Source organism: Roseovarius tibetensis (genome assembly GCF_050896375.1).
Classification (GTDB): Bacteria; Pseudomonadota; Alphaproteobacteria; order Rhodobacterales; family Rhodobacteraceae; genus Roseovarius; species Roseovarius tibetensis.
Window position 1 is genome coordinate 39,798 of record NZ_JBPBBB010000007.1, and the last position, 26,176, is coordinate 65,973.

At 65.2% G+C, this 26,176-nt stretch carries 27 protein-coding genes; 16 read left to right on the plus strand and 11 right to left on the minus strand.

The genetic code is table 11. From position 1 onward, the window contains the following. Positions 1-191 precede the first annotated feature (191 nt). The 10 genes from ffh (at position 192) to rpmE (ending at position 6,498) form a co-directional block, all read left to right on the plus strand. Positions 192-1,682: a signal recognition particle protein gene (gene ffh, locus ACROSR_RS06830; protein ID WP_432683381.1), complete on the plus strand. Its 1,491-nt coding sequence runs from the start codon at positions 192-194 to the stop codon at positions 1,680-1,682. Positions 1,683-1,764: 82 nt separating this feature from the next. Continuing rightward, positions 1,765-2,310 carry a GNAT family N-acetyltransferase gene (locus ACROSR_RS06835; protein WP_432683383.1) on the plus strand — a complete coding sequence of 182 codons (546 nt, stop codon included), beginning with the start codon at positions 1,765-1,767 and terminating at the stop codon, positions 2,308-2,310. After that, positions 2,307-2,915, plus strand: a complete 609-nt coding sequence (locus tag ACROSR_RS06840) for a GNAT family N-acetyltransferase (RefSeq protein WP_432683385.1) — start codon at positions 2,307-2,309, stop codon at positions 2,913-2,915. The genes ACROSR_RS06835 and ACROSR_RS06840 overlap by 4 nt, the downstream gene beginning before the upstream one ends. Continuing rightward, complete coding sequence (locus tag ACROSR_RS06845; protein ID WP_432683387.1) at positions 2,908-3,204, plus strand: chorismate mutase; 297 nt, start codon at positions 2,908-2,910, stop codon at positions 3,202-3,204. The genes ACROSR_RS06840 and ACROSR_RS06845 overlap by 8 nt, the downstream gene beginning before the upstream one ends. A gap of 49 nt (positions 3,205-3,253) precedes the next feature. Further along, on the plus strand, positions 3,254-3,616 hold the full coding sequence (rpsP, locus tag ACROSR_RS06850) for a 30S ribosomal protein S16 (protein WP_432683389.1): 363 nt from the start codon (positions 3,254-3,256) through the stop codon (positions 3,614-3,616). Positions 3,617-3,634: 18 nt separating this feature from the next. Continuing rightward, positions 3,635-4,264 carry a 5,6-dimethylbenzimidazole synthase gene (gene bluB / locus ACROSR_RS06855; protein ID WP_432683391.1) on the plus strand — a complete coding sequence of 210 codons (630 nt, stop codon included), beginning with the start codon at positions 3,635-3,637 and terminating at the stop codon, positions 4,262-4,264. Positions 4,265-4,313: 49 nt separating this feature from the next. Beyond that, positions 4,314-4,823, plus strand: a complete 510-nt coding sequence (rimM, locus tag ACROSR_RS06860; RefSeq protein ID WP_432683393.1) for a ribosome maturation factor RimM — start codon at positions 4,314-4,316, stop codon at positions 4,821-4,823. Next, on the plus strand, positions 4,820-5,623 hold the full coding sequence (gene trmD / locus ACROSR_RS06865) for a tRNA (guanosine(37)-N1)-methyltransferase TrmD (RefSeq protein WP_432683395.1): 804 nt from the start codon (positions 4,820-4,822) through the stop codon (positions 5,621-5,623). Before rimM ends, trmD begins: the two co-directional genes overlap by 4 nt. Before the next feature lie 258 nt (positions 5,624-5,881). Next, positions 5,882-6,265 carry a 50S ribosomal protein L19 gene (rplS, locus tag ACROSR_RS06870; RefSeq protein WP_432683397.1) on the plus strand — a complete coding sequence of 128 codons (384 nt, stop codon included), beginning with the start codon at positions 5,882-5,884 and terminating at the stop codon, positions 6,263-6,265. A gap of 11 nt (positions 6,266-6,276) precedes the next feature. Continuing rightward, on the plus strand, positions 6,277-6,498 hold the full coding sequence (gene rpmE / locus ACROSR_RS06875; RefSeq protein WP_432683399.1) for a 50S ribosomal protein L31: 222 nt from the start codon (positions 6,277-6,279) through the stop codon (positions 6,496-6,498). Between the two features lie 114 nt (positions 6,499-6,612). Here the strand turns inward: rpmE and smc are convergent, their stop codons facing one another. Further along, positions 6,613-10,068, minus strand: a complete 3,456-nt coding sequence (gene smc / locus ACROSR_RS06880; RefSeq protein ID WP_432683401.1) for a chromosome segregation protein SMC — start codon at positions 10,066-10,068, stop codon at positions 6,613-6,615. Positions 10,069-10,263: 195 nt separating this feature from the next. Here smc and ACROSR_RS06885 point away from each other — a divergent pair, with 195 nt between their 5' ends. After that, the gene (locus ACROSR_RS06885) at positions 10,264-10,737 is read left to right on the plus strand and encodes a GNAT family N-acetyltransferase (protein ID WP_432683403.1); all 474 of its coding nucleotides are present in this window, start codon (positions 10,264-10,266) and stop codon (positions 10,735-10,737) included. Here ACROSR_RS06885 and ACROSR_RS06890 read toward each other — a convergent pair whose 3' ends face one another. After that, positions 10,738-11,121, minus strand: a complete 384-nt coding sequence (locus ACROSR_RS06890) for a hypothetical protein (protein ID WP_432683405.1) — start codon at positions 11,119-11,121, stop codon at positions 10,738-10,740. Positions 11,122-11,257: 136 nt separating this feature from the next. Here ACROSR_RS06890 and ACROSR_RS06895 point away from each other — a divergent pair, with 136 nt between their 5' ends. Further along, positions 11,258-12,025 (plus strand): FadR/GntR family transcriptional regulator, encoded by a 768-nt coding sequence (locus ACROSR_RS06895; RefSeq protein ID WP_432683407.1) that lies wholly within the window; start codon positions 11,258-11,260, stop codon positions 12,023-12,025. Positions 12,026-12,212: 187 nt separating this feature from the next. Beyond that, a complete protein-coding gene (locus ACROSR_RS06900; RefSeq protein WP_432683409.1) occupies positions 12,213-13,676 on the plus strand; it encodes a D-alanyl-D-alanine carboxypeptidase family protein in 1,464 nt (487 codons plus the stop codon). A gap of 120 nt (positions 13,677-13,796) precedes the next feature. Here the strand turns inward: ACROSR_RS06900 and ccoS are convergent, their stop codons facing one another. The 8 genes from ccoS to ccoN all read right to left on the minus strand — a co-directional run bounded on the left by ccoS (position 13,797) and on the right by ccoN (position 21,869). Further along, complete coding sequence (gene ccoS, locus ACROSR_RS06905; protein WP_432683411.1) at positions 13,797-13,955, minus strand: cbb3-type cytochrome oxidase assembly protein CcoS; 159 nt, start codon at positions 13,953-13,955, stop codon at positions 13,797-13,799. A gap of 3 nt (positions 13,956-13,958) precedes the next feature. After that, positions 13,959-16,142, minus strand: a complete 2,184-nt coding sequence (locus ACROSR_RS06910; RefSeq protein ID WP_432683413.1) for a heavy metal translocating P-type ATPase — start codon at positions 16,140-16,142, stop codon at positions 13,959-13,961. A gap of 3 nt (positions 16,143-16,145) precedes the next feature. Beyond that, positions 16,146-16,601: a FixH family protein gene (locus ACROSR_RS06915; protein ID WP_432683415.1), complete on the minus strand. Its 456-nt coding sequence runs from the start codon at positions 16,599-16,601 to the stop codon at positions 16,146-16,148. Beyond that, positions 16,601-18,031, minus strand: a complete 1,431-nt coding sequence (gene ccoG / locus ACROSR_RS06920) for a cytochrome c oxidase accessory protein CcoG (RefSeq protein WP_432683417.1) — start codon at positions 18,029-18,031, stop codon at positions 16,601-16,603. Before ccoG ends, ACROSR_RS06915 begins: the two co-directional genes overlap by 1 nt. 342 nt (positions 18,032-18,373) lie before the next feature. Then, positions 18,374-19,309 (minus strand): cytochrome-c oxidase, cbb3-type subunit III, encoded by a 936-nt coding sequence (gene ccoP / locus ACROSR_RS06925; protein ID WP_432683418.1) that lies wholly within the window; start codon positions 19,307-19,309, stop codon positions 18,374-18,376. Further along, positions 19,309-19,509 carry a cbb3-type cytochrome c oxidase subunit 3 gene (locus ACROSR_RS06930; RefSeq protein ID WP_432683420.1) on the minus strand — a complete coding sequence of 67 codons (201 nt, stop codon included), beginning with the start codon at positions 19,507-19,509 and terminating at the stop codon, positions 19,309-19,311. The genes ccoP and ACROSR_RS06930 overlap by 1 nt, the downstream gene beginning before the upstream one ends. A gap of 12 nt (positions 19,510-19,521) precedes the next feature. Next, the gene (ccoO, locus tag ACROSR_RS06935; protein WP_432683421.1) at positions 19,522-20,247 is read right to left on the minus strand and encodes a cytochrome-c oxidase, cbb3-type subunit II; all 726 of its coding nucleotides are present in this window, start codon (positions 20,245-20,247) and stop codon (positions 19,522-19,524) included. Positions 20,248-20,261: 14 nt separating this feature from the next. After that, entirely contained in the window at positions 20,262-21,869 is a 1,608-nt protein-coding gene (gene ccoN, locus ACROSR_RS06940) for a cytochrome-c oxidase, cbb3-type subunit I (protein ID WP_432683423.1), read from the minus strand. Positions 21,870-22,073: 204 nt separating this feature from the next. On the opposite strand from ccoN, the gene ACROSR_RS06945 reads away from it, so the two are divergent. Beyond that, a complete protein-coding gene (locus ACROSR_RS06945; protein WP_432683425.1) occupies positions 22,074-22,913 on the plus strand; it encodes a universal stress protein in 840 nt (279 codons plus the stop codon). A gap of 164 nt (positions 22,914-23,077) precedes the next feature. Beyond that, the gene (locus ACROSR_RS06950) at positions 23,078-23,674 is read left to right on the plus strand and encodes a rhodanese-like domain-containing protein (RefSeq protein WP_432683428.1); all 597 of its coding nucleotides are present in this window, start codon (positions 23,078-23,080) and stop codon (positions 23,672-23,674) included. A 265-nt stretch (positions 23,675-23,939) separates the two neighbouring features. On the opposite strand, the gene fnrL is transcribed toward ACROSR_RS06950, so the two are convergent. After that, a complete protein-coding gene (gene fnrL, locus ACROSR_RS06955; RefSeq protein WP_432683429.1) occupies positions 23,940-24,686 on the minus strand; it encodes a transcriptional regulator FnrL in 747 nt (248 codons plus the stop codon). A 68-nt stretch (positions 24,687-24,754) separates the two neighbouring features. Between fnrL and hemN the strand changes: the two genes are divergently transcribed. Further along, positions 24,755-26,110, plus strand: a complete 1,356-nt coding sequence (gene hemN, locus ACROSR_RS06960) for an oxygen-independent coproporphyrinogen III oxidase (protein ID WP_432683430.1) — start codon at positions 24,755-24,757, stop codon at positions 26,108-26,110. Positions 26,111-26,176: the final 66 nt, after the last annotated feature.

Below are 26,176 nucleotides of genomic sequence, written 5' to 3' on the forward strand. Positions count from 1 at the left end.
TCATGCCTTGCTTGACACCCGCACCGCGCCCGCGTAATCCCTGTCCAATCCCGGAGGCGTCTTGCTTCCGGTCCTGGACGCGGTCCGGGATCGCCCCCCGTCAGCGCGTTGCGCCCACGGGGGCATTTATCGTGTGACCCGTCGGCCCTATATCGGACGACAGACAGCAACCGGCGACAGGAGCCCGAGCGATGTTTGAAAATCTGTCCGACCGCCTCTCCGGCGTCCTCGACCGGCTCACCAAGCAGGGCGCGCTGTCCGACGAGGACGTAAAGACCGCCCTGCGCGAGGTCCGTGTGGCCCTGCTGGAGGCGGACGTGTCGCTGCCCGTCGCCCGCGACTTCATCAAGCGGGTCGAAACCGAGGCGACCGGCCAAGCCGTCACCCGGTCGGTCACACCCGGTCAGCAGGTCGTCAAGATCGTGCATGATGCGCTGATCGACACCCTGCGCGGCGACGGCGATCCCGGCGCGCTCAAGATCGACAACCCGCCCGCGCCGATCCTGATGGTCGGCCTGCAGGGGTCGGGCAAGACCACCACCACCGCCAAGCTCGCCAAGCGCCTGCATGATCGCGACGGCAAGAAGGTGCTGATGGCGTCGCTCGACACCAACCGCCCCGCGGCGATGGATCAGCTCGCCATTCTCGGTCGCCAGATCGGCGTCGACACGCTGCCCATCGTCAAGGGCGAAGACCCGGTCCAGATCGCCAAACGCGCCAGGACGCAGGCCAGCCTTGGCGGGTATGACGTCTACATGCTCGACACGGCGGGTCGGCTGCATATCGACGCCGACCTGATCGCGCAGGCGGCGGCGGTGCGCGACGCGGTCGGTCCCCGCGAAACGCTGCTGGTGGTCGATGGCCTGACCGGTCAGGACGCGGTCAACGTCGCCACCGAGTTCGACGACAAGATCGGCGTCTCGGGCGTGGTGCTTACCCGGATGGATGGCGACGGGCGCGGCGGCGCCGCGCTGTCGATGCGCGCGATCACCGGCAAGCCCATCCGCTTTGTCGGCACCGGCGAAAAGATGGAGGCCATCGAGACCTTCGAGCCCGAGCGTATCGCCGGTCGCATCCTCGGCATGGGCGACATCGTGGCGCTGGTGGAAAAGGCCCAGGACACCATCGAGGCCGAACAAGCCGAACGCATGATGCGCCGGATGCAAAAAGGTCAGTTCAACATGAACGACCTGCGCAGCCAGCTTGAACAGATGCAGAAGATGGGCGGCATGGAGGGCCTGATGGGCATGATGCCCGGCATGGGCAAGATGGCCAAACAGGTGCAGGACGCAGGCTTTGACGACAAGGTGATCACGCATCAGGTCGCCCTCATCCAGTCGATGACCAAGAAGGAACGCGCCAACCCCGCCCTGCTGCAGGCCAGCCGCAAGAAACGCATCGCGGCGGGCGCGGGCCAGCAGGTCTCTGATCTCAACAAGTTGCTCAAGATGCACCGCCAGATGGCCGACATGATGAAAAAACTCGGCAAGAAGGGCGGGCGCAACTCGCTCAAGCAGGCCCTTGGCGGCATGATGGGCAAGGGCGGCGGCGGCATGCCCGACATGAACGACCCCAAGGCGATGGAAGAGGCGGCCAGGTCCATGGGCGGCCGCATGCCGGGCGGCATGGGCGGCGCCCCGTCCTTGCCGCCGGGCCTGTCGGGGTTCGGAAAGAAGAAATGACCACGATGTACACCCCGGTTTCATCTTTCCAGAAATACTCGATCGCGACGGCACGGCCCGCATCCGGGCCGGAGGTGGCATGATGGCGTTGACCAATGCGCCCGTGCTGGAAACCCGGCATCTCGTCCTGCGCGGCCCCGAGCGGCGCGACGCAGAGCCGATGATCGCCTTCCTGCTCGACCAGATCCGCGCGGCGGGCTTCGGTGCGGCCGCCAATCGCGGCGAGGCATGGCGCTGGTTCGCGCTCAACATCGGGCATTGGCACATCCACGGCTACGGCTATTTCACGATCGAGGACAAGGCCAGCGGCCAGCCCGCCGGCATCACCGGCATATGGAACCCCGAAGGCTGGCCCGAGCCCGAACTGGGCTGGGTGGTGTTCGACGGCTTCGAGGGGCGCGGCATCGCGCACGAGGCCGCACTGCGCGCACGCCGCTACGCCTACGAGGATCTCGGCCTGACCACGCTCACCTCGAATATCGTGCCCGGCAACACACGCTCGATCGCGCTTGCCGAACGTCTCGGTGCGTGGTTCGAACGCGAATACGTCAACATCTCGATGGGCCGCGATTACCTCTACCGTCATCCCGGCCCCGACGCGGCCGGCCGGGTCGAGGCCTGCGCATGACACACCACCCCGACATTCCCGTGATCGAGACCCGCCGCCTCGCGCTGCGCGGCCCCGAGGCCGTCGATTACCCCGATTTCAAGGCGACCTTCGCCTCTTATCGGTCGCGTTTCATGGGTGGGCCGCTCAACGCCTACGAGGCGTGGATGCTCTACGCCGCCGAGATCGGGCACTGGGTGGTGCGCGGCTTCGGGATGTGGATGGTCCATGACAAGGACAGCGGCGAGACCTGCGGCATGGCCGGCGGTTGGTTCCCGGCCAAGTGGCCCGAACGCGAGATCGCCTGGATCATCTGGCCCGGCAAGTCGGGGCGCGGCTACGCACTCGAGGCCACGCATGCGGTCCGTCGGCATCTCTACGAGCAGCAGGGCTGGGATGGCGCTGTCAGCTATATCGACCCCCGCAACCTCGACAGCATCCGGTTGGCCGAACGGCTGGGCTGCGTCAAGGATCGATGCGCTGCGACCATCGACGGCACCGACGCGGTGTATCGCCACCCGGACCCCGCGCGCATTGCCTCGGGGCAGTTGCGCGACGCGATCGAGCTCGAGATAGACCATTACTGCGATCCGATGTTCCGACCGAAGGGGATGCCCGTTGACTGACACCGCCACACGCGCCGCCACCCTGCTGGGCGAGCATCGCCAGAGCATCGACCGGCTGGACGCGATCCTTGTCTTCACTCTGGCCGAACGATTCAAGCATACGCAGGCCGTCGGCCGGCTCAAGGCCGAGCATGACCTTCCCCCGTCGGATCCGGCGCGCGAGGCCGCGCAGATCGAACGGCTCGAAGACCTGGCGCAATCGGCGGATCTCGACCCCGAATTCGCCCGGAAGTTCCTGAATTTCATCATTGCCGAGGTGATCCATCATCACGAGCGGCAAAAATCGTAGGGGGCGTGACCTCACACCCCCGAACCCACGCCATAAAAGGAGAGACCCAATGGCCATGAAAATCCGCCTTGCACGTGCAGGCTCCAAGAAACGCCCTTTCTACCGCATCGTGGCAGCCGACAGCCGCATGCCGCGCGACGGCCGCTTTCTCGAAAAGCTGGGCACCTACAACCCGCTTCTGCCCAAGGACAGCGAGGACCGGGTGAAGATGAATGCCGAGCGCATCAAGCATTGGCTCGACCTCGGCGCGCAGCCGACCGACCGGATCAGCCGCATGCTCGAGGCCGCTGGCGTCATCGAGAAGAAAAATCGCGCCAACATGCAGAAGGCCGTCCCCGGCAAGAAAGCGCAGGAGCGCGCCGAACAGAAAGCCGCCAAGGCCAGCGCCGCCGCCGACGCCCCGGCCGAGTGATCAAGGCAGGGCGCTGGAATGTCGATGTTTTCCAAGGACTTCCAGACTGACTTGCGCGATCTCATGCGGTGGCGGCGCGACGTGCGCCGCTTCCGCACCGATCCCGTGGACGCGGCGGTATTGCGCGATTGCCTCGACACGTTCCTGCTGGCCCCCTCTGTGGGGCTGAGCGAGCCGTGGCGGGTGGTCGATGTGCAATCGCCCGCCGCGCGCGCCGCAGCCCTAGAAAATTACCGCGCCGCCAATGCCCGCGCGCTTGCGGGGTATGACGGTGACACCGCGCATCTCTACAGCAATCTCAAGCTTTCAGGCATGCAGGACGCCCCTGTGCAGCTTGCCGTCTACTGCGACGAGGCAACCGAAAAGGGCGCGGGCCTCGGCGCGCAGACCATGCCCGAGATGCGGCGCTATTCCGTGGTCGGGGCCATCACGCAGTTCTGGCTCGCCGCCCGCGCGCACGGGCTGGGCGTGGGATGGGTGTCGATCCTGGACCCTGAGGATCTCGGCCGGGCGCTGGATATCCCGCCAGACTGGGCCCTTGTGGCGTATCTCTGCGTCGGCTGGCCCGAAGAGACCAGCGACACGCCGGAACTGGAGAAGGCCGGCTGGGAAACGCGCCGCGCCTCTCTGCCGATCGAGGTGCGCTGATGGATGCATCCCACATTGCGCACAGTGCGCAGTCCCCCGAGAGGCCAGCATGACCGACAACACCCTGATCTGCGTGGGCGCACTGGCCGGCGCCTTTGGCGTAAAGGGCGAGGTGCGCCTCAAGAGCTTCACCGCAACGCCCGAGGATATCGCCGATTACGCGCCACTGATGTCCGAAGACGGCACGCACAGCTTCGACGTGACCCTCACCGGCCAGACCGGAAACGCGTTCACCGCGCGGCTTTCCGGCGTCGCGACCCGCGAGCAGGCCGACAGCCTGCGCGGGACACGGCTTTACGTGCCGCGTGCGCGCCTGCCCGGCCTGCCGGATGACGAGTTCTACCACGCCGATCTCGTCGGGCTGGAGGTGGTCGACACCGGCGGCGCGACACTTGGCCGGGTGCGGGCCGTGCTCAATCACGGGGCCACGGATCTGCTCGAGCTGCATATGCCGGGCCGGTCCGACACGGTGCTTCTGCCCTTCACGAAGACGGCCGTCCCGACCGTCGATCTCGCAGCGGGCCGAATCGTCGCCGACCCGCCCGAGGGGCTGACATGACGGACACACCCAGATCCCACGGCACCAAATCCATCCGCGCCACCTTGCAGCCGCGCGAACTGATCACCCCGCACCGCGAACGCGCCGATGCGTGGCGGGCGCAGGTCATCACCCTGCTACCGCAGGCCTTTCCCGGCATACTGGGCGAAAGCCTGACGGGGCGCGCGCTGAAAGACGGGCTTTGGTCGCTCGACGCGATCGACCTGCGCCCCTTCGGCGAGGGCAAGCATCGCAATGTCGACGACACGCCCGCCGGGGGCGGTGCGGGGATGGTGCTGCGCGCCGACGTCATGGGCCGCGCCATTTCGCACGCGCTGCGGGATGCGCCGCGCGCAGCGCCGCTTTTGTATCTCAGCCCGCGCGGGCGGCGCTTCGATCAGGCCATGGCACGACGGCTGGCCGACGGGCCCGGCGTCACCCTGATCTGCGGCCGCTTCGAGGGGCTCGACGAGCGGGTGATCGACCATCACGCCATCGAAGAGGTCTCGCTTGGCGATTTCGTCATGACCGGCGGCGAAATAGCGGCGCAGGCCCTGATCGATGCCTGTGTGCGGCTGCTGCCCGGTGTCCTCGGCAATGCGACCAGCGCCGAGGAGGAAAGCCATGCAAGCGGCCTGCTGGAACACCCGCACTACACCCGGCCCGCCGAATGGCAGGGCCGCACGATCCCCGAGGTCCTGACCTCGGGCGACCATGCGCGGGTGGCCCGATGGCGGCGCGAGATGTCCGAACGCCTGACTGCCGAACGCCGGCCCGATCTTTGGGAAAAACACCGTTCGGGGCGCGACGAGACGGCTTGATCCACGCGACCAACTCACCTATACGCCTGTCATCCGGGCAGGTGTTCCGCGCCCGGTGTGTTTGCGTTGGCTTCCCTCGTCGCAGGATCTTCTTCGATCCATCGCGACCGCCACGCGCAGGCGACGGACACAACAAGACGATCCCGATCTCCGGCGGGCGTTCCACAGCGACGTGAGCGGACCCGGAAGAAGACCAGGAGCGCTCGGGGCGTGACACACATTTGCGGGCCAAACCGCATTCAGATCAGGAGTAAGGCGATGGATATTATCGCTCAATTGGAGGCGGAACAGATCGCCTCGCTCGGGAAGACAATTCCCGATTTCAAGGCCGGCGACACGATCCGCGTCGGCTACAAGGTGACCGAGGGCACCCGCAGCCGTGTGCAGGCGTTCGAGGGCGTGTGCATCAGCCGCAAGAACGGCCACGGAATCGCCGGGTCCTTCACCGTCCGCAAGATTTCCTTTGGCGAAGGGGTGGAACGTATCTTTCCGCTCTATTCGACGAATATCGACAAGATCGAGGTGATCCGCAGGGGCCGCGTGCGCCGCGCCAAACTGTATTACCTGCGTGAGCGTCGCGGCAAGTCGGCCCGTATCTCGGAAGATACCCGGTACAAGCCCCGCAAGTTCAAGTCGACCTGAGGACCAGAGCCATGAAACAGAAGATCCACCCAGATTACCACGTCATCGACGTGAAACTGACCGACGGAACCATAGTGCAGATGCGCTCGACCTACGGGGCCGAGGGCGACACCCTGTCGCTCGACATCGACCCGTCGGTGCACCCGGCCTGGACCGGCGGAAGCTCGCGCCTGATGGATGCCGGTGGCCGCGTCTCGAAGTTCAAGAACAAGTATGCCGGCTTGGGCTTCTGAACGCCCGCGTCATACCGACCGCACTGCGCGCCGCCCCGTTGGGGCGGCGTTTTTCGTGTGTCCGACCCACGATTTCCCCGTCATCACGCCGCACGGCCAGACGGGCCGAACCCGTCACGCCACCATCGCCTCGGCCTTTTTTAGATCCACCGACACAAGCTGGCTGACCCCCTGCTCGGCCATCGTCACGCCGAACAACCGGTCCATCCGGCTCATCGTGACGGCGTGGTGGGTGATGATCAGGAACCGCGTGTCGGTGCGGCGGCACATCTCGTCCAGCATGTCGCAGAACCGGGACACGTTCGCGTCGTCAAGCGGCGCGTCGACCTCGTCGAGCACACAGATCGGCGCCGGATTGGCGAGGAACACCGCAAAGATGAGCGCAAGCGCGGTCAGCGTCTGCTCACCCCCGGACAACAGGCTGAGCGTCGACAGCTTCTTGCCCGGCGGCTGGCACATGATCTCCAGCCCGGCATCAAGCGGATCATCGCTTTCGACAAGTGTCAGCCGGGCCTCGCCGCCGCCGAATAGATGCCGGAAAAGCTGTGCGAAATTGGCGTTGACCTGATCGAACGCGGTCAAGAGCCGCTCGCGCCCCTCGCGGTTGAGGCTCGCGATCCCGCCACGTAACGTCTTGATCGCTTCTTCCAGATCGGCCTTTTCAGTGCACAGGCTGTCATGCTCGGCCTCGACCTCGCGGGCGTCCTCTTCGGCGCGCAGATTGACCGCCCCAAGCGCATCGCGCTGCCGCTTGAGGCGGGCCACGTCGGCCTCTATCGTCTCCGATTCCGGCATGGTGTCGGGATCGACGCCTAGCGTTTCCAGCAGGGCCTCGGGCGTCAGGTCCAGCACCTCCGCGATCCGGTCGGCGGCCCGGTCGCGCGTCTCGCGCGCGGCATCGACACGCGCCTCGGCCCGTGCCCGCGCTTCGCGCGCCTCGCCGGCGCGGCGCTCCGCGTCCCGCTCGTCCAGCGCGGCCTGCCGCGCCGCGCCTTCGACCTGTGACAGCGTGTCTGCGGCCGCCGCGCGCCGGGCCTCGCTGCGGGTGATCTCGGCCGTCAGATCGGCGCGCTTGGCCGCCAGCGTCTCTGGAATTTCACGCGCCTCGGCCAGCTCCGCCTCGGACGTCTCCTTGCGCGCGGCCAGTTCCGCGCTGCGGGTCTCGGCAGTCTCCAGCCGGCGCCGCCAGCCGCCGATTTCCTTGGCGATCGCATCGGCGCGGCGGTCGCGGCGCTCGCCCTCGCGGCGCAGCTCGTCGGCCGCTGACCGCTTGGTCATCATCGTCATGCGCGCCGCCTCGACCGTCACCTTGATGTCGTCCAACGCCGCACGCATCGCGTCAAGATCGCCCAGATCGGCCAGCGCCTTTTCAGCCTCTGCGAGGTCCTTGCGGGCCGACATCGCCTCGTCCTCGTGCCGGGTCACGGCAAGGCCGAGCTGTTCGAGCCGCGAGTCCGCGAGGTTGCGATCCGCCTCTGCACGGCTGAGCGCGCGATTGGCCTCGTTGACGGCGGCATCGGCGGCCCGCCGGGCGTCGCGGGCCGTGCGATCCTCGGCGCTGCGCTGATCGAGCGTGGCCTTCAGCGCGTCATGCGCCTGCGCCGCAGCCGCGGCGCGCGCATCGGCCTCTTCCAGCTGCCGGGTCAATTCCTGTAACCGGTTGATCTGTTGCAGACGCAGCGCGGCCGCACTTGGCGCATCCTCGCCACGCGCACGCAATCCGTCCCACCGCCACAGATCGCCCGCCAGGCTGACCAGCCGCTGACCGGGCTTCAGATGGGCGTGCAGACGCGGCGCATCGGCGGCGTCGACAAGCCCCACCTGCCCCATCCGCCGCGCCAGAACATCCGGAACAGACACATGCGCGGCAAGCGACGTGACCCCCTCGGGCAAGGGCTGCGGGTCGGCGTAATCGGGCAGCACGGCCCAGCCGGACGGACCGTCGGCGGCAACCTCGGGGGCACGCAGATCATCGGCAAGCGCCGCGCCAAGCGCGGTCTCATAGCCCGTCTGCACCTGCACGCGGTCAAGGATCTGCCCACTCTCGCCGCGGTCGCGGTCCACCAGCCGGGTCAGCGCGGTGACCTCGGCGCGCAGCGCGCCGGTCTCTCCCTCGGCCTCCGACCGGGCGGCGCGGGCCTCGGCCTCGCGGCTCTGTGCCTCGGCCAGCGCGGCATTCGCGGTCTCCAGCGCGGTCTCTGCAGCCTGCGCCTCGGCGACGGCGCGCGCTTCGGCTTCGGTGGCCGCCGCATGATCGGTCTGCGCCTTTTCCAGCGCCGCTTGCGATTGCCGCTCGGTGGCGCGCGCGCGCTCGGCCTCGGCCTCGCTGCGCGACACTGTCTTGCGGGTATCATCAATCAGCCGCTGCGCCGATTGGTGACGGGCCGACAGACGCGCCATGTCCTCGGTCGTCTGGCTCAGATCGGCCTCGCGGTCTTGCAGGATGCGCGCCGCGTCCTCGGCTTCGGATTGCGCGGCAGCCAACCGGGAGTCATGACCCTTGGCCGCCTCGGCCAGCTCCGCCGCCTCGGCGTCAAGCCGGGTGATCGTCTCGCCCGCATCCCGGTTGAGGCCGGTCTCGCGGTCGATGTCGCGGGCAAGCTGCGCGATGCGCCCCTCGAGCGTGGCGATCCGGTCGCGGGCCGTCGTCTCCTGCTCGGCCAACGTGTCACGCTCGACCACCAGCCGCTGCAGGATCGCCGCCGCGATGGTCTCTTCCTCGCGCGCACCGGGAACGGCCTCGTCGGCGCTGACCCGCAGGCTGGCCGTTTCGCGGGCCGCCGCCTCGGCGCGTGCGACTTCGGTCGTGCAGGCGCGCAGATTTTCTTCGGCCTCCGCGCACGCGATGTCGGCCTCTTTCCAGCGGCGGTAGAACAACAGGCCCTCGGATTGCCGCAATTCCTCGCCGATCTGGCGATAGCGCGCGGCCTGCTTGGCCTGCTTGGCCAGTTGCGCCAGTTGCCCGGCCAACTGATCGACCACGTCATCGACCCGGGCCAGGTTCGTCTCAGCGGCGCGCAGTTTCAGCTCGGCCTCGTGGCGCCGCTGGTAGAGCCCGGAGATACCCGCCGCCTCCTCCAGAACGCGCCGCCGCGCCTTGGGCTTGGCGTTGATCAATTCCGAGATCTGACCCTGCCGGACCAGCGCCGGCGAATGTGCCCCGGTCGAGGCATCGGCAAACAGCATCGACACGTCGCGCGCGCGCACATCCTTGGTGTTGACCTTGTAGGCGCTGCCCACGTCGCGGGTGATCCTGCGCACGATCTCGAGGCTGTCGGCATCGTTGAAGGCAGCCGGCGCAAGGCGATCGGAATTGTCGAGATGCAGCACCACCTCGGCAAAGTTGCGCGCCGGGCGCGAGGCGACGCCGGCAAAGATGACATCCTCCATCCCGTCGCCACGCATGGCAGAGGGACGGTTTTCGCCCATGACCCACCGCAAGGCTTCCAGCAGGTTCGATTTACCGCAGCCATTCGGCCCGACCACGCCGGTCAGACCGTCCGATATGACCAGATCCGTGGGGTCGACGAAGCTCTTGAAGCCGGTCAGCCTGAGTCTGGAAAACTGCACGTTTGCCCCTGACTGAATGATTCAACGGTGCCTGAGTGTGGCCGGGCCGACACGCGGCTGTCAATGGCGAACCACAGGATATGGGCCCCACTGGGCGGTTGCCCGCAGGATATTGCAAATAGCCACGCCGTCGCGAGGCTTGTGTAGTGACGTGGACCTGTTAAATTTAGAATGTCTCGTCTGGGAAAGGTCGCCATGGGGTCATCATCCGCAACAGCCTCGTATCAGGTGACGCCCGCCGACCCGACGGCGCCGGGAGCGGCCGCGCTGCTGAAGACGAGCCATGCCTTGATGCAATCACTTTTCCCGCCAGACGAGAATTTCTACCTTGATCTCGACGCGCTTCGTGGGCCCGATATCCGGTTCTTCGCGGCGTTCGAGGGCGAGACATGCCTTGGCACCGGCGCGCTGGCGCTGTGCGGCGGCTATGGCGAGGTGAAATCGATGTTCGTGGCCGAGGACGCGCGCGGGCGGGGTATCGCGGACGCGATCCTTCGGCGGATCGAGACGGAGGCGCGCGAGCGTGGGCTGGGCGCCCTCAAACTGGAGACGGGTCGCGGTCTCGACTCGGCGCACAGGCTGTATGCGCGCCACGGCTTTGTCGAATGCGCACCGTTCGGCGCCTATCCCGCTTCGCCCTCGTCGATATTCATGCACAAGGCGTTGTGATCAGTCGGGACGCGGTCGACAGACAAGATCGGCCTCGCCTTTGCCCAGATCCTCGACGGCACAGATGTAGGTTGGTGGGGGTCGCGGTGGCGGACCGGCCCCGCAGTCCAGTTGCGCCAGTATCACCGCCTGATCCCCGCCAAGCCGCACGGCACGGCACCTGCTGACCGCCTCAATCGCCACGACGGCACGTGGCACCACGGCGGCGGGGCGTGGGGCCCATTCCGGCGTGAGGCGCACCGCCTCGGCCCAACCTCCGGCGACGCGCACATCGAAAACGCTTTTCCCGACTGCGATCCGGACGGGCGCGACATCGCCGAAACCGGGCCCCGGCATATTGCAGGCCGCGAGCACGACAAAGAGAATGGCGGACACAAAGCGCATGTCACACCCTGGATCGCAAACGGTTAAGAAACGCTTTCGCGGTGCGGCCCGGCGTAAAAATACCGTATGGCGGCGGACGGTCTTGCCCGTGCCACGCCGCGATTCTATCGTTGCCTGATCGTGAAAGGACGTGGCGATGCCGTTTCACCCCGTGACCCCGGAAAGATTGTCCGCATCCGTGGCCAAACAGATTGAGACCCTCATCCTGCGCGGTATCCTGCGCCCGGGCGAGCGCCTGCCCGCCGAACGCGACCTTGCGGAAAAGTTTCGTGTCTCGCGGCCGTCACTGCGCGAAGCGGTCGCAAACCTGCAGGACAAGGGATTGCTGACCACCCGCGCTGGCGCGGGTATCTACGTGGCCGATGTGCTTGGCAGCGCGTTTTCGGACGCGCTGATCGGCCTTTTTGCCGAACATGACGAGTCCGTCTTTGATTATATCAGCTTTCGTCGCGATCTCGAAGGGTTGGCCGCATGGCGCGCGGCGCGGTTCGCCTCGGATACCGACCTGCAGGTGATACAGGCCCTGATGGACAAGATGGAGGCCGCCCACCGCAAGACCGACCCCGCGGACGAGGCGCGGCTGGATGCCGAATTCCACATGGCGATCATAGAGGCCAGCCATAATGTCATCATGCTGCACATGATGCGATCGATGTTCCAGCTGTTGCGAGAGGGAGTCTTCTACAACCGCAAGGTGATGTTCAAACAGCGCACGACCCGCGGCGCGCTGCTGGCGCAACACCAGGCCATCAACGCCGCCCTTCAGGCGCGTGATCCTGACGCGGCGCGCGATGCCGTCGCAGACCATCTCACCTACGTCGAACAGGCGCTTGCCGATCACCGGACATCCGAACGCCACGAGGCCGTCGCCCGCCAAAGGTTCGAGCACGAGAAATCCCGCTAAACCACCCGCCATCTTGTGGCTATTGGGCCAGTAGAGGGGGTGCAAGACACCAGATATTGATCACATCACAGCAAGATCGACAAAATGCCAACAAAACTAGGACTTTATCCAGAACTGCTTGTGTGCTATTGGTGATAAAAATGCCAGTCGGAAAACCGGCGGCGCGAGGCAGTGAAAGAGCGGTTCTATGACAAAACTGGGCATGTCGCCGGCTCGATGGGGGCTGGCTGTTTTCGCGGTGATCGGGATGCTTGTCCTCGCGCCGTTGACCGTGGCAGCGGCACCCTATGCCGGATACGTGATCGATGCGCGAAACGGACAGGTGCTGTATTCACGCAATGCCGAAGCGCGGCTGCACCCGGCCTCGCTGACCAAGATGATGACGCTGTATATCGTCTTCGAGGCGGTCGAGAACGGCGAAATCGGCCTTGACGACAGGGTGACCATTTCAAGAAACGCCACCCGCGAGCCGCCCAGCAAGCTGGGCTTGCGCGCCGGACAAAAGATCGCCCTGCGGTATCTCATCCGGGCGGCAGCGGTCAAATCGGCCAATGACGCCGCCACGGCCCTCGCCGAGGCGATCGAGGGGTCGGTGGACCGCTTTGCGAAACGCATGAACCGCACGGCGAAATCCATGGGCATGCGGGACACGACCTTCAAGAACGCTCATGGCCTGACCGAAAGCGGGCACCTGTCGACAGCGCGCGACATGACCCTGCTGGGCCGACACGTGTTTTACGACTATCCGCAGTATTACAACCTGTTCTCGCGGATCTCGGCGGATACGCAGATGAAGACCGTCTATCACACCAACCGCCGCATGCTGCGCAGCTATCGCGGCGCGGACGGGATAAAGACGGGCTACACGCGCGCGGCGGGCTTTACACTCGTGGCCAGTGCGCGGCGCGGGAGCAAGCATGTCATCGCCACCGTGTTCGGGGGCAAGTCGACCACGACGCGCAATGCGAAAGTTGCCGAGCTTCTCGATCTCGGGTTCCGGAAATCTGCGACCCGTGTCGCGATCGTGAGGCCCGCACGCCCGGCCTACCTGGGCAAGATGGGCACCAGTGCGGTGCACATCGCCGCCGGTCAGGACCGACCCGCCTATGCCGCACGTACGACACGTGCCGCAGCCGCGGCCGCCGTACGTCGCAGCCTGCGCCCCCTACCCCGCCCCGGATCCGAGCGCGCACCGCTGCTGCTGGCCGACAACGAGGATATCGAACGCGCCCTCGTCGCCGCGCAAGAGGCCGTTGCGAGCGCCAGCGCGGAGCGCACCCAACAGTTTGCCGAGGGCAGCACCGACGACGCGACCGTACCGGCGGTGCGACCACGCCCGCGTGCGGCCGCACTGCCGGCAACCGAGGCGACCGAGCCGGTCAAGGAAGTGGTGCGGCGGGTCTCCAGCTCTGACGGGCGGCATTGGGGCGTGAACATCGGGCGCTATTCCACCCAGTACAAGGCACGGCAGATCCTGCTTCAGACCGCCCTGACCGAGATGAGCACGCTTGATGGCAGCCTGCGCAAGGTGGTGAAACGCCCGACCGGATTCGACGCGAACTTCATGGGGATGACCCGCGAGAGTGCCGATCTCGCCTGTCGCCGCCTGCAGGCAAAGCAGATCACCTGCTTCATGATCGGCCCCAGCTGAGCCGCCGCGCGCAAGCATCAGGGTGTTCAGACGACGATGCTGCCGGCCCAACCGCATATCCGACACCGGGGCGCTGCCCCCCGGCCCCGCAGGGGTATTTAATCCAAGAAGAAGCGACGGTCAGGGTTTCGGGTGGTCGTCCCAGTCATCCGACAGGATGCGGCGTGCGTCGCCTTCCGGGTCATCGTACTGGTTGGATTTCACCGTATAGATGAAGGCCGCGAGACCGAGACCGCCAAGCACGAGGGAAATCGGGATCAGATAGGTGAGGATGTTCATCGCTTACCTCAATCGCAAGGCGTTCAGCGACACCGTAATCGAACTGAGCGACATGGCCAAGGCCGCGATCAGCGGCGTGGCCAGCCCGGCCACGGCCAGCGGCACCGCGATCACGTTGTAGACCGTGGCAATGCGGAAATTCTCGGTAATCCGGCGTGTCGCGGATTTCGCTGTCGTGCAGGCCGTGCCGATGGTCGAAAGATCATTCCCCAAAAGCACGATATCCGACGCGACCCGCGCCGCGTCGAGTGCCGAGGCCGGCGAGATCGAGACATGCGCCGCCGCCAGTGCCGCAGTGTCGTTGAGCCCGTCGCCAACCATCAAGACGCGCGCCCCCTCGCGCGTCAGGGCCTCGACCCGCGCGGCCTTGTCGGCCGGCAACGCCTCGGCCATCCATTCCGGAATGCCGATCCTGTCGGCCAGTGTTTCCACCGCGAGCGGGGTATCACCAGACATCAGGATCACACGTTTTCCCTGACGAGTCAGCGCCGCGACGGCGTCTTCGGCACCGGGGCGCACGGCATCGGCAAAGGTGAACGCCACCGGCGGCTGATCGCCGATCCTGAGAAAAGTCGCGGTCTCGGCCACGCCGTCCGCGCCGGTCCAGCCCGCGCGCCCAAGGCGAACCTCGCGACCCTCGGCGATACCCTTGGTGCCGTAACCGGGCACCTCTGTCACGTCCCGGACCCGGGCGGCCGTGTATCCGGCGCCGGTCGCGGCAGCCGTGATCGCGCGGGCAAGCGGGTGCGACGAGCCTTGCGCCAGTGCCAGTGCCAGTTCGACCGCATCCTGCGGCAGCGCGTCAAGGTTGGTCAGGCGCGGCGTGCCCGCGGTCAGCGTGCCGGTCTTGTCGAAAACCACCGTGTCGACCTGCGCCAATCGCTCCAGCGCGGTTTCGTGCTTGATCAGCATACCGCGCCGGAAAAGCCGCCCCGAGGCTGCCGTCGTCACCGCCGGCACCGCGAGGCCAAGCGCGCAGGGACAGGTGATGATCAGAACCGCCGCCGCGATGTTGAGTGCGGTGCGCATGTCCCACGTGTAGACATACCAACCGACAAAGCTGAGCCCCGCAAGGATATGCACGCCGGGCGCATAGAGCTTGGCCGCGCCATCGGCCAGTGACGTGTAGCGCGACCGCCCTGATTCCGCGATCGCCACAAGGTCGGCCATGCGGTGCAGGGAGGTGTCGGACCCCACGGCGGTAGCACGTATGGTCAGCGGCCCGGTCAGGTTCACCTCGCCGGCGCTGACCGACTGTCCCTCGCCGGCGAAGACCGGCAGTGTCTCGCCGGTCAGCAGCGATCGATCGAGTTCGGACGTGCCGGTCACGATGACGCCATCCACGGGCATCCGGCCGCCCGGCCGCACGCGGATCACATCGCCCACGGCAAGGTCGGAGACGTTGACCTGCGCGTCGCCGGCATCGGTCACCCGCGTCGCGCGCGGCACCTCCAGCGCCGTCAACTCCTCGGCCGCCGAGCGTGCAATGGCCCGCGTCCGGTGGTCGAGATACCGGCCCGCCAGCAGGAAGAACGTCAGCGCCAGCGCCGCATCGAAATAGGCATGCGCGCCCGACAGTGCGGTTTCCCACAGCGACGTGGCGATCGCCAGCAGAATGGCCAGCGTGATCGGCACATCCATGTTAAGCCGGCCCTGCCGCAGCGCACCCCAGGCGTTGCGAAAGAACGGCATCCCGGAAAAGGCGATTGCCGGCAGTGTGATCGCAGCGGAAATCCAGTGGAACATGTCGCGCGTCGCGGCCTCGGCCCCCGACCAGACCGAGACCGACAGCAGCATCACGTTCATCGCGGCAAAGCCCGCCACGGCAAGGCGCATCAGCAGATCGCGGCCGGCGCGGTCGGTCGCGGTGGCATTGAGCGTGCCGGGATCGAGCTCGTGCGCCTCGTATCCCAGCCCCTCGACCAGCGCGCGCATCTCTTCTGCCGTCACGTCGGGCGCGGCCTCGATGCTGGCGCGCTTCAAGGTCAGGTTGACGCGCCCGGATATCACCCGCGGGTCGGCGTCCAGCGCGCGCTCGATTTTCGATATGCAGGCCGAGCAGTGAATCGTCGGCAGCGACAATGCGATCTGCGCACGGGGCAGATCACGCGCCGCGCACGCCTCGGCGGCGGGGGCCGCGGCACAGGCCGGACAGGCCGACGGCGACGGGCGCAGGGGGGCGGTCATGTCCTAGTCCTTGTGCAACACGACCCGCTGTCGGAACAGCGTGCCGTCATGGTCGCGGGCGGTCATGCGGATGTTCCAATTGCCGTCTCCAAGCGCCACTGGCGCGACATAGGCGTTGCCGTTGAAGTTGAAATCGGGGGTCTGGTCATCCTGCACATGCGTGGCCCGGCCCACCGTCGCGTCCAGGTCGGCGACCGCGACGGGCCGACCCGCCTCGTTCGTGATGCGCAATGTCAGCAGCCCCCCGGAATGATCCGCCGAGACCGTCCATCCAAGCGCCTCTTGCGCCGCCTTGCGGTCGTCGAATTCCTGGCTTGCGACGTAGGAATTCTTTACCTCCAGCCCCGGAAAGGTGCGCACCGCCGAAAAGGCAAGCACAAGGTTGACTCCGATGATCACGCTGAAAGCGGCAACGAAACCGATGAGCACGTGCTTACCGGTGATCTCTCGTCCTGCCATCACTCGCCCTTTCCATTGAAGACCGTGTCCTTGTAGCTGCGTTCGCCGTTCAGCGTGTCCTCGATCCAGAGCCGCACGTCGGTGCGATCGGATTGCGCCGGATCCGACCCCGGCGGCGCGATCAGGTAGACCCGTTGCAGGCGCATCTCGTCGGCGGGCACGGTGAGCGAGCTGTAGGGTGTGCCCTCCAATTGCAACCTGATCGTCGGATCGCCCTTGACCGACATGTTGAAGCGCCTTTCGCCATGATGCATGTTGCGCAGCCGGACCTCGTACGTGTTGCGCACCGATCCGTCCGCCAGCGTGACATAGGTCGGATTGCGCACCGGGGCCACGGTCATGTCCATGTCGGAGCGGATGAACAGCGCCACGACAAGCCCGATCCCGACAAGCGCCCACAGGGACGTGTACAGCACCGTACGCGGCCGGAAGACGTGTTTCCAGACCGGCTTTGGCGGGTGGCCGGCGCGTTCGTTGACCTCGTCGGTCAGCGCCATGTAATCGATCAGCCCGCGCGGCTTGCCGATCTTTTCCATGACCTCGTCACAGGCGTCGATGCACAACGCACAGGTGATGCATTCCATCTGCTGGCCGTCGCGGATGTCGATCCCCACCGGGCAGACATTGACGCAGGCCATGCAATCGATGCAATCGCCCTGCTTTGCGCCGTTCTTTACCTCTTCGGAATGCTTGCGCGGTTCGCCGCGCCATTCGCGATAGGCCACCGTCAGCGTGTCCTCGTCCATCATCGCCGCCTGGATGCGTGGCCATGGGCAGGCATAGATGCAGATCTGCTCGCGTGCGAACCCGCCGAAGAAGAAGGTCGTCGCGGTCAGGATGGCAATCGTCGTATAGGCGATCGGATGCGCGTCGAGTGTGAAGAGATCCACCATCAGCGTCGGCGCATCGGCGAAATAGAACACCCAGGCCCCGCCGGTTGCCACCGCGATCACAAGCCACGTGGCCCATTTCACGAGGCGCAACCTGATCTTCTTGGCATCCCATTTCTGACGGTGCAGACGCAGGCGTGCGTTGCGGTCACCCTCGATCCAGCGTTCGACCGTGATGAAGAGGTCGGTCCACACCGTCTGCGGGCACGCATAGCCGCACCAGACCCGGCCAAGCGCCGAGGTGAACAGGAACAGCCCCAGCCCCGCCATGATCAGCAGACCGGCGACGAAATAGAATTCATGCGGCCAGATCTCGATCCAGAAGAAAAAGAACCGGCGTTCCGCGAGGTCGAGCAGCACAGCCTGATCGGGCAGATTCGATCCACGATCCCACCGGATCCAAGGGGTGACGTAATAGATCCCGAGGGTGATGATCAGGATCGCCCATTTCAGGTTGCGGAACGGGCCATACACCTTCTTGGGAAAGACCGGCTCTCGCGCGGCATAGAGCGATGGCGGGGTGTTGGGGGTATCGGTCACGGAGACACTCCGAAATGTTCAGGTCGTCGGGGGCGTTTGTGGCAGGCGCGCGGGCCGGAGACCTTGACCTGCATCAAATGATGACTCTTGAACCCATCAAATAAGTATCCGCCTTGTCCGGGGTAAGCCCCTTTACAACGGATGCCGTGCGTTCGATCCGGCCCGGTCCTGCGACACAGCGCCCCACGGCGTTCCCGGCGACCCGGCCGAACGACTGGACCCGCAAAGCGGCCGAACCATCGGGATGTCCGGGGTCAGTCACGGTCGGACCGGCCCCGCGGCGGGCGGCCGGTCACGGATCCCCGACCGTGGCCACGCACGGTCGGGGATCGGTTGCATCGATCATTCACCACCGCCCAGTTGGTGGACATAAACGGCGACGGCGCGCACCTCGGCCTCGGACAGCCGCTCGTTCCAGGGCGGCATGACGCCAAAGCGGCTATAGGTGACGGTTTCCATGATCGTGTCGTAATCCCCGCCATACAGCCAGATCTGATCGTTGAGCGCGGGCGCCCCCATGGCCGTCATGCCGCTGCCATCTTCCATATGGCAGGCGGCGCAGTTGTTCAGAAAGATCTCCTCGCCTGCTTCGGCGGCCTGTGCATCCCGCGGATCACCGGACAACGACATCACGTAATTGACGACCTGATCGATCTGCTCACGCTCGAGGATCTCGCCATAGGCCGGCATCTGCGAATACCGAGCGTCGGGATCATCCTCGTTACGGATGCCATGTGCGATGGTGTAATGGATCTCTTCGACAGACCCGCCCCATAGCCAGTGATTGTCCAGCAGGTTGGGATACCCGCCCGCCTTGACGCCGGCCGCACCCGAGCCGTGGCACTGTGCGCACCATGTCTTGAACACCGCGTCGCCCGCCGAGACGGCATAGCTTTGCAGTTCGGGATTGTCCGGGATCTCGGTCAGCTCCGCAGACACCAGCCGCGCGTTGATCTCGGCGTTGGCGGCCTCGGCCTCGGCCAGCTCGACAGCGATGTTTTCGCGGGTCGACCAGCCCTTGTAGCCCTCGGTGGCCCCCTGAACCAGCGGCCAGGCGGGATACGCGATGACATACCACACGCCCCACGCAATGCAGGCGTAGAAGGTCCACAGCCACCAGCGGGGCATCGGGTTGTCGTATTCCTCGATCCCGTCCCAGGAATGGCCGGTCGTCTTGGGCTCTTCAGGCTTTCCCCGGCGCCGGTTCTTGGGGTCGGGGTAGTGACGCTCGGGCGGTCGGACCTTGTTGTCCGCGGACTTGTTCTTGTCGGACACCATCAGCGTGTCTCCTTGTCTTGCGCACCATCTTTTGCGGGCGCCGGCTTGTCTTCATGTCGGAACGGGATGTTGGCCGGCTCCTCGTATTTCTTGCCGGCGCCGGGGCGGAAGACCCAGATCACCACCCCGATGAAGAACAGAAACAGCGCCAGCAACATCCAGCTATCTGCGAACTGGCGCAACATCGAATAGGTTTCCATATCGGTGCCCTCCTAACGGCTCGGGTCCGGAGTGAAGGTCGAGAAGTCGACCAGCGTGCCCAGCATCTGAAGATAGGCGATCAGCGCGTCGGTTTCCGAAATCCCCGGCTGTCCGTCGAAATTGCGGGCCTGCGCCTTGGGATAGCGCGACAAGAGACCTTCTGTGTCGGCATCGGGGTCGGCTTGGGCGCGGAAATCGGCGGCTGCGTTCTCGATCATCTCGTCCGTGTAGGGCACGCCCACAAAGGCGTCCGTTCTCAACCTGTCTTCTATATACGTGGCGTCGACCATGCGGTCTTCAAGGAAGCCATATTTCGGCATCACCGATTCCGGCACCACCGATTGCGGGTCCCGCAGGTGATCGACATGCCAGTCGTCCGAATAACGTCCGCCGACGCGCGCCAGATCCGGCCCGGTGCGCTTGGACCCCCACTGGAACGGATGGTCGTATTTCGACTCGGCCGCGAGGGAATAATGCCCGTAACGCTCGACCTCGTCGCGCATGGGACGCACCATCTGGCTGTGGCAGACGTAGCAGCCCTCGCGCACATAGACGTCGCGCCCGGCCAGTTCCAGCGGCGAGTAGGGCCGCATGCCCTCGACATCCTCAATCGTGTTCTCCAGCCAGAACAGCGGGGCGATCTGCACGATCCCGCCGACACTGACCACGATGAAGGCGAAGATCGCGAGAAGCGTGATGTTCTTCTCGAGGATCGCGTGTTTGTCCAGAATTGCCATCTCTGCGGCGCTCCTTATTCAGCCGGAACTGTGCTGTTGCGGGCCTCGACGGCCGGCGAACGCTTCACAGTCATCCAGAGGTTGTAGACCATGATGATCGCACCCGAGAGGTAAAGCACCCCGCCCAGTCCGCGCACCACATACATCGGAAACTTGGCGGCGACGGTATCGGCGAAGGAATTGACGAGAAAGCCGTTCTCATCCACCTCGCGCCACATCAGGCCTTCCATGATCCCGGTGACCCACATCGCCGAGGCGTAGAGAATGATGCCGATCGTCGCCAGCCAGAAGTGCCAGTTCACCAGGCTCAGGCTGTACAGCCGCTCGCGGTTCCACAGCTTGGGCACCAGAAAGTAGAGCGCGCCGAAGGTGATCATGCCGTTCCAGCCAAGCGCGCCGGAATGGACGTGCCCAATGGTCCAGTCGGTGTAGTGCGACAGCGAGTTGACCGCGCGGATCGACATCATCGGCCCCTCGAAGGTGGCCATGCCGTAGAACCCGACCGAAATCACCATCATGCGGATGATCGGATCGGTGCGCAGCTTGTCCCACGCGCCTGACAGCGTCATCAGGCCGTTGATCATCCCGCCCCAGGACGGCATCCACAGCACGATCGAAAACACCATGCCAAGCGTCGACGCCCAGTCGGGCAGCGCGGTGTAATGCAGATGGTGCGGACCGGCCCAGATATACAGAAAGATCAGCGCCCAGAAGTGGATGATCGACAGCTTGTAGCTGTACACGGGGCGTTCCGCCTGCTTGGGCACGAAGTAGTACATCATGCCAAGGAACCCGGCGGTCAGGAAAAAGCCCACGGCGTTATGCCCGTACCACCACTGCGTCATCGCGTCCTGCACACCCGAGAACAGCGAAACCGACTTGGACCCGAAAATCGAGACCGGAATGCTCATGTTGTTGACGATATGCAGCATCGCCACGGTGATGATGAACGCGAGGTAGAACCAGTTGGCCACGTAGATATGCGGCTCGCGCCGCCTGACGATGGTGCCGAGGAACACCGCGAGATAGGCGACCCAGACGATCGTCAGCCACCAGTCCATGTACCATTCGGGTTCTGCGTATTCCCGCGATTGCGTGGCGCCGAGCACATACCCCGTCGCCGCCAGCACGATGAAAAGCTGATATCCCCAGAACACGAACCATGCCAGGTTGCCGCCCCAGAGGCGCGCGGCGCTGGTGCGCTGCACCACGTAGAACGACGTCGCGATCAGCGCGTTGCCACCGAACGCGAAGATCACCGCCGAGGTATGCAAGGGCCGAAGCCGGCCGAAGTTCGCGTAGCCTTGCGCCCATTCGAAATTCAGCTGGGGAAAGGCAAGCTGAAAGGCGATCCAGGTCCCGGCAAGAAAGCCGACCACGCCCCAGAGGCAGGTCGCGACCACGCCTGCGCGGACCACGCCATCCATGTATTGCCCGGACAGGTCCATCTTCGGCGCCACCGGCTCGTCGGTGTTGCGCAGCACCCACAGGAAAAGCCCGCCGGCGACCGCAGCCACCGTCAGCGCATTGACCAGATAGGCCAGATCACGCGCGTAATTGGCCGCGACCAGCGCGCATAGCGTGATCACACCAAGCACGATCAGCTTGATATAGTTCATCATGTTGCGTTCCTTCGTCCCTTGTCACCCGCACCGCGTCACCCCGCGCGCACGTAACTCAACTTGTCGCCTAATGGCGGTGATACGAATATATATCCTTGATCTGTGTCAATATATCGATACGCGACGTTTGATCCGCGTCAAAGCACCGCGCCGCTAAGGTGCCCTAGGATGTGGCGAACCGCAACGCCGCCAAAGGAACGCGACATGACCTACAATACTATCTTCACCGTATTGACCGACGAGGCCCTCGTCGAGGAAACGCTGTCGCATGCGATGGCCGCCGCCGAGACGCATGGTGCCCATCTGGAGGTGCTGTGCCTTGGCGTGGATCGCAGCCAGTCGGGCTATTACTATGCCGGCGCCAGCGCGATCGTGCTGCAGGAAACCATCACCCGCGCCCAGGAAGAGGCCGAAGCGATCGAGGCACGCGCGAACAAGGTGCTGAACGGCAGCTCGCTGCGCTGGAGCGCAGAGGCGGGCGTCAGCCAACTGGCCGATCTCGGGCGGCACGTTGCGAAACATGCGCGCTTTTCCGATCTGGTGATCCTGCCACAGCCCTATGGCGACGGGCGTGGCGCCGAGCTTGAACCGGTGACAGAGTCGGCCTTGTTCGAAGGGCGCACACCGGTTCTGATCGCTCCGTCAGGCAGCAATCCGACCCCCGCCCCCAAGCGCATCCTGCTGGGCTGGAATGACAGCAGCGAGGCCCTTGGCGCGCTGCGCGCGGCTCTGCCGCTGCTGAAAGCCGCGGATGTGGTGCATGTCGTGGTGATCGACCCGCCGACACACGGGCCCGAACGCTCTGATCCCGGTGGCGCGGTGGGGCAGTACCTTGCCCGGCACGGCGTCAAGGTCGAGATAGATGTCCTGTCGAAAACCCTGCCGCGCGTGTCGGACGTGATGATGCGTCACGCCAAGGATATGGACGCGGATCTGGTGGTGATGGGGGCTTACGGCCATTCGCGCTTTCGCGAGGCGATCTTCGGCGGGGCCACGCGCTACATGCTGGAAAACGCGACCCTGCCGGTGTTCATGGCGCATTGATCGCCCAAGGGCGGCACACCGGACGGGCGTCGCCGGGTGCCGCATATCCGCGATACAGGCGTCATCATAACGCCGGGGCTCCGCCATACGTGGACCCTCGACATATGCACATTCTTGAAAGTATACTTGGCGCGACGTGAAAATACTGAAAATGGGAGGTATCGATGAGACTACTGTTCGCAGCCCTGGCCATCGCGGGATTGCCTGTTTCGCAAGCGGCGGCCGAAGAGCTTGATGTCCGGATCAGCTCCGAGATCGGAAGTGTGACGGTCGAGACCGTCGATGGTCCGGTCAAAATAATGCGCAATCAGGACACCGGGGCGACGATTGATCCGGATTACGCAAAAACCTCTCGCGAATGTCCCCCCTTCTGCGTTCAACCGATGCAGGTCGCCCCCGGAGTCACCACCGTCGGCGAGATCGAGCTTTTGAAATTCGCGGAAAAAGGCGGCAAGCTCATCGATGGTCGAACGCTTGAGTGGCACCTTGACGGCACGATCCCGAGCGCGATCAACATGCCCTACACGGCCATGGCCAGCCGTCTCGACGAGATCGGTTGCACGGGCAGCCAAGGCGACTGGGATTGCACGAATGCCGAAGAGGTGCTGCTGTTCTGCAACGGGCCGTGGTGCGGACAGTCCCCGATGGCCATCAAGGCGATGCTGCGCGAGGGCTACCCGGCCGAGAAGATCTACTATTACCGTGGCGGGATGCAAGCGTGGCACGGTCTGGGTCTGACCGTTGTCGAAGGTCAGATGTGAACCGGGTCTGACGCTATTGGTAAGGGCACAAGCCCGGCGCGTTGGGCGCCGGGCTTTTTACTGGCACGGTGACGGACCGGCCTTGCAGTGTGCCTGCAGCCCCGGCCCCGACAACGGATCTCGCCCCCGGTGATGGCGATCGTGCCGCACCCTGCATCGAACACGCCGTTTCGAAACCCTCGCTAAGCCTGCCCGAACGATTGGCACCCATCCGCCCGGCGAGGGTTGCGGTAGAGGGCGTCGCATATCGCGGGCCACGGCCGGCTCAGGCCAACATCCCGCCATCGCTGTCATCGCCCGCCTCTTCCAGCAATCGGTTGAAATCCGGTATCTTTATCCGCCGCTTGCCTTCCAGGGATATGACGTTGTCACGCTTGAGGGCAGAAACCTGGCGACTCACCGTCTCCAGTGTCAGCCCGAGGTAGTCGGCCATCGCCTCGCGCGTCAGCGGCAGATCGACCACCGCAGGACCGCGCGTTGCCTGCAGGCCGACGGTGGCATCGCGCCGCGCAATGATCGCGATCAGTGACGCGATCTTCTCGCGCGCGGTCTTGCGGCCCAGGATCAGCATCCATTCGCGCGCGGCATCAAGCTCGTCCAGTGTCATTTCCAGCAGGCGCTGCGAAATGTGCGGTGTGCGCAGCATCATCTCCTCGAACGGCTTCTTGCGAAAGCAGCACATGACGATATCGGTGGTCGCGACCACGTCATAGGCCGCACAGGCCCGCCCCGGACGCCCGACAAAATCACTGGGCAACAGCAATCCGACCATCTGCCGCCGCCCGTCTTCCATGGTCTGGGTCAGTGTGGCGATGCCGGTCACGACGGAGCCGACGAAATCCATCCTGTCACCGGACCAGATCACCGTCTGTCCCGCCTCGAAGGTCCGGTAATACTTGATCTGGTCCAGCATCTCCAGCTCATCCGCCTCGCAGCGCGCGCAGACCGCGCGGTGGCGGATCGGGCAATCACTGCACTCGGGCGGGATCTCGGCGTCGCGATCAGTCAGCATCGGCATCAACTTTCACGGAATTTGATTTCGGTCAAGGAAACGTACCCTATTCTGTCAAAACTGCACATATGGAAAACCGAACCCGATTGGGCGATCTGGGTCTGTTCGACGCCAAGGTGCCCCGCTATACAAGCTATCCGACCGCGCCGCATTTCGACGGCGCTACGGATCAAGACGGATTTAAGACCTGGATCGAGGCGATACCAGAGGGCGCGCGCATATCGCTTTATGTGCATGTGCCCTTCTGTCGGCGGCTTTGCTGGTTCTGCGCCTGCCGCACCCAGGGCACGCAAAGCGACAAGCCTGTGCTGGCCTATCTCGAAACGCTGAAGTCCGAGATCGCGATGCTTGGCCGGGCCCTGCCCCGTGGCGTGCGTCTGTCGCGGCTGCACTGGGGCGGCGGCACGCCCACGCTGCTGCAACCCGGCATGATGGCCGAACTCGCCGGTGCGATCCGCGACGTCGCGCCATTCACCGAGGACACCGAGTTTTCGGTCGAGATCGACCCGAACGAGATCGACGGGGCCCGCCTTGATGCGCTCGCCGCGGCCGGCATGACGCGTGCCTCGATCGGGGTGCAGGATTTCAACGAGGAGATCCAGAAAAGCATCGGGCGTATCCAGGGCTATGACATCACCCGCTGGGCCGCCGACGAGATCCGCGCGCGCGGCGTGTCAAGTCTTAACGCCGACATCCTTTACGGCCTGCCCCACCAGACCGGCGCGCGGATCACCGAAAGCGTTCAGAAGCTCTTGTCGCTCGATCCGGACCGCGTGGCGCTTTACGGGTATGCACATGTGCCGTGGATGGCCAAGCGCCAGCAGATGATCCCGTCCGACGCCCTGCCGACCCCGCAGGAACGACTGGAGCTGTTCGAGACCGCGCGCCGCCTGTTCCTGTGGGACGGCTATGACGAAATCGGGATCGATCATTTCGCCACCCGCGCCGACGGGCTGAGCATCGCGCAGAAAACCGGCCGCCTGCGGCGCAATTTCCAAGGGTATACCGACGATCAGGCCGATGTGCTGATCGGTCTGGGGGCCTCGTCGATCTCGCGATTTCCGCAGGGCTACGCGCAGAACGCCCCCGCGACCGGCACCTATACCGCGACGATCCGCGACGGCCGATTTGCAACCGCGCGCGGGCATGCCTTCAGGGGCGAGGACCGGCTGCGCGGGCGCATGATCGAGGCCCTGATGTGCGATTTCCGCATTGATGCCGCCGAGATCACCCGCGCGTTCGACATCGCCCCCGACGCACTGCACGCCCTGCTGTCGGAAGTGGATCAGGCCTTTGCCGGGCACCTTATCCTCGACGAGGGCGGGCTGAGCATCCCGCCCGAGGCGCGGCCCCTGACGCGTATGATCGCGCGGCGGCTCGACCTCTACGAGATGAGCGAACACGGCCATAGTTCCGCCATCTGACGGCCCGCGCTGCGGTCGCTTGCGTGCCGCGCGGCCCATGCCGTACAGTCGCGACATCGTCCCAAA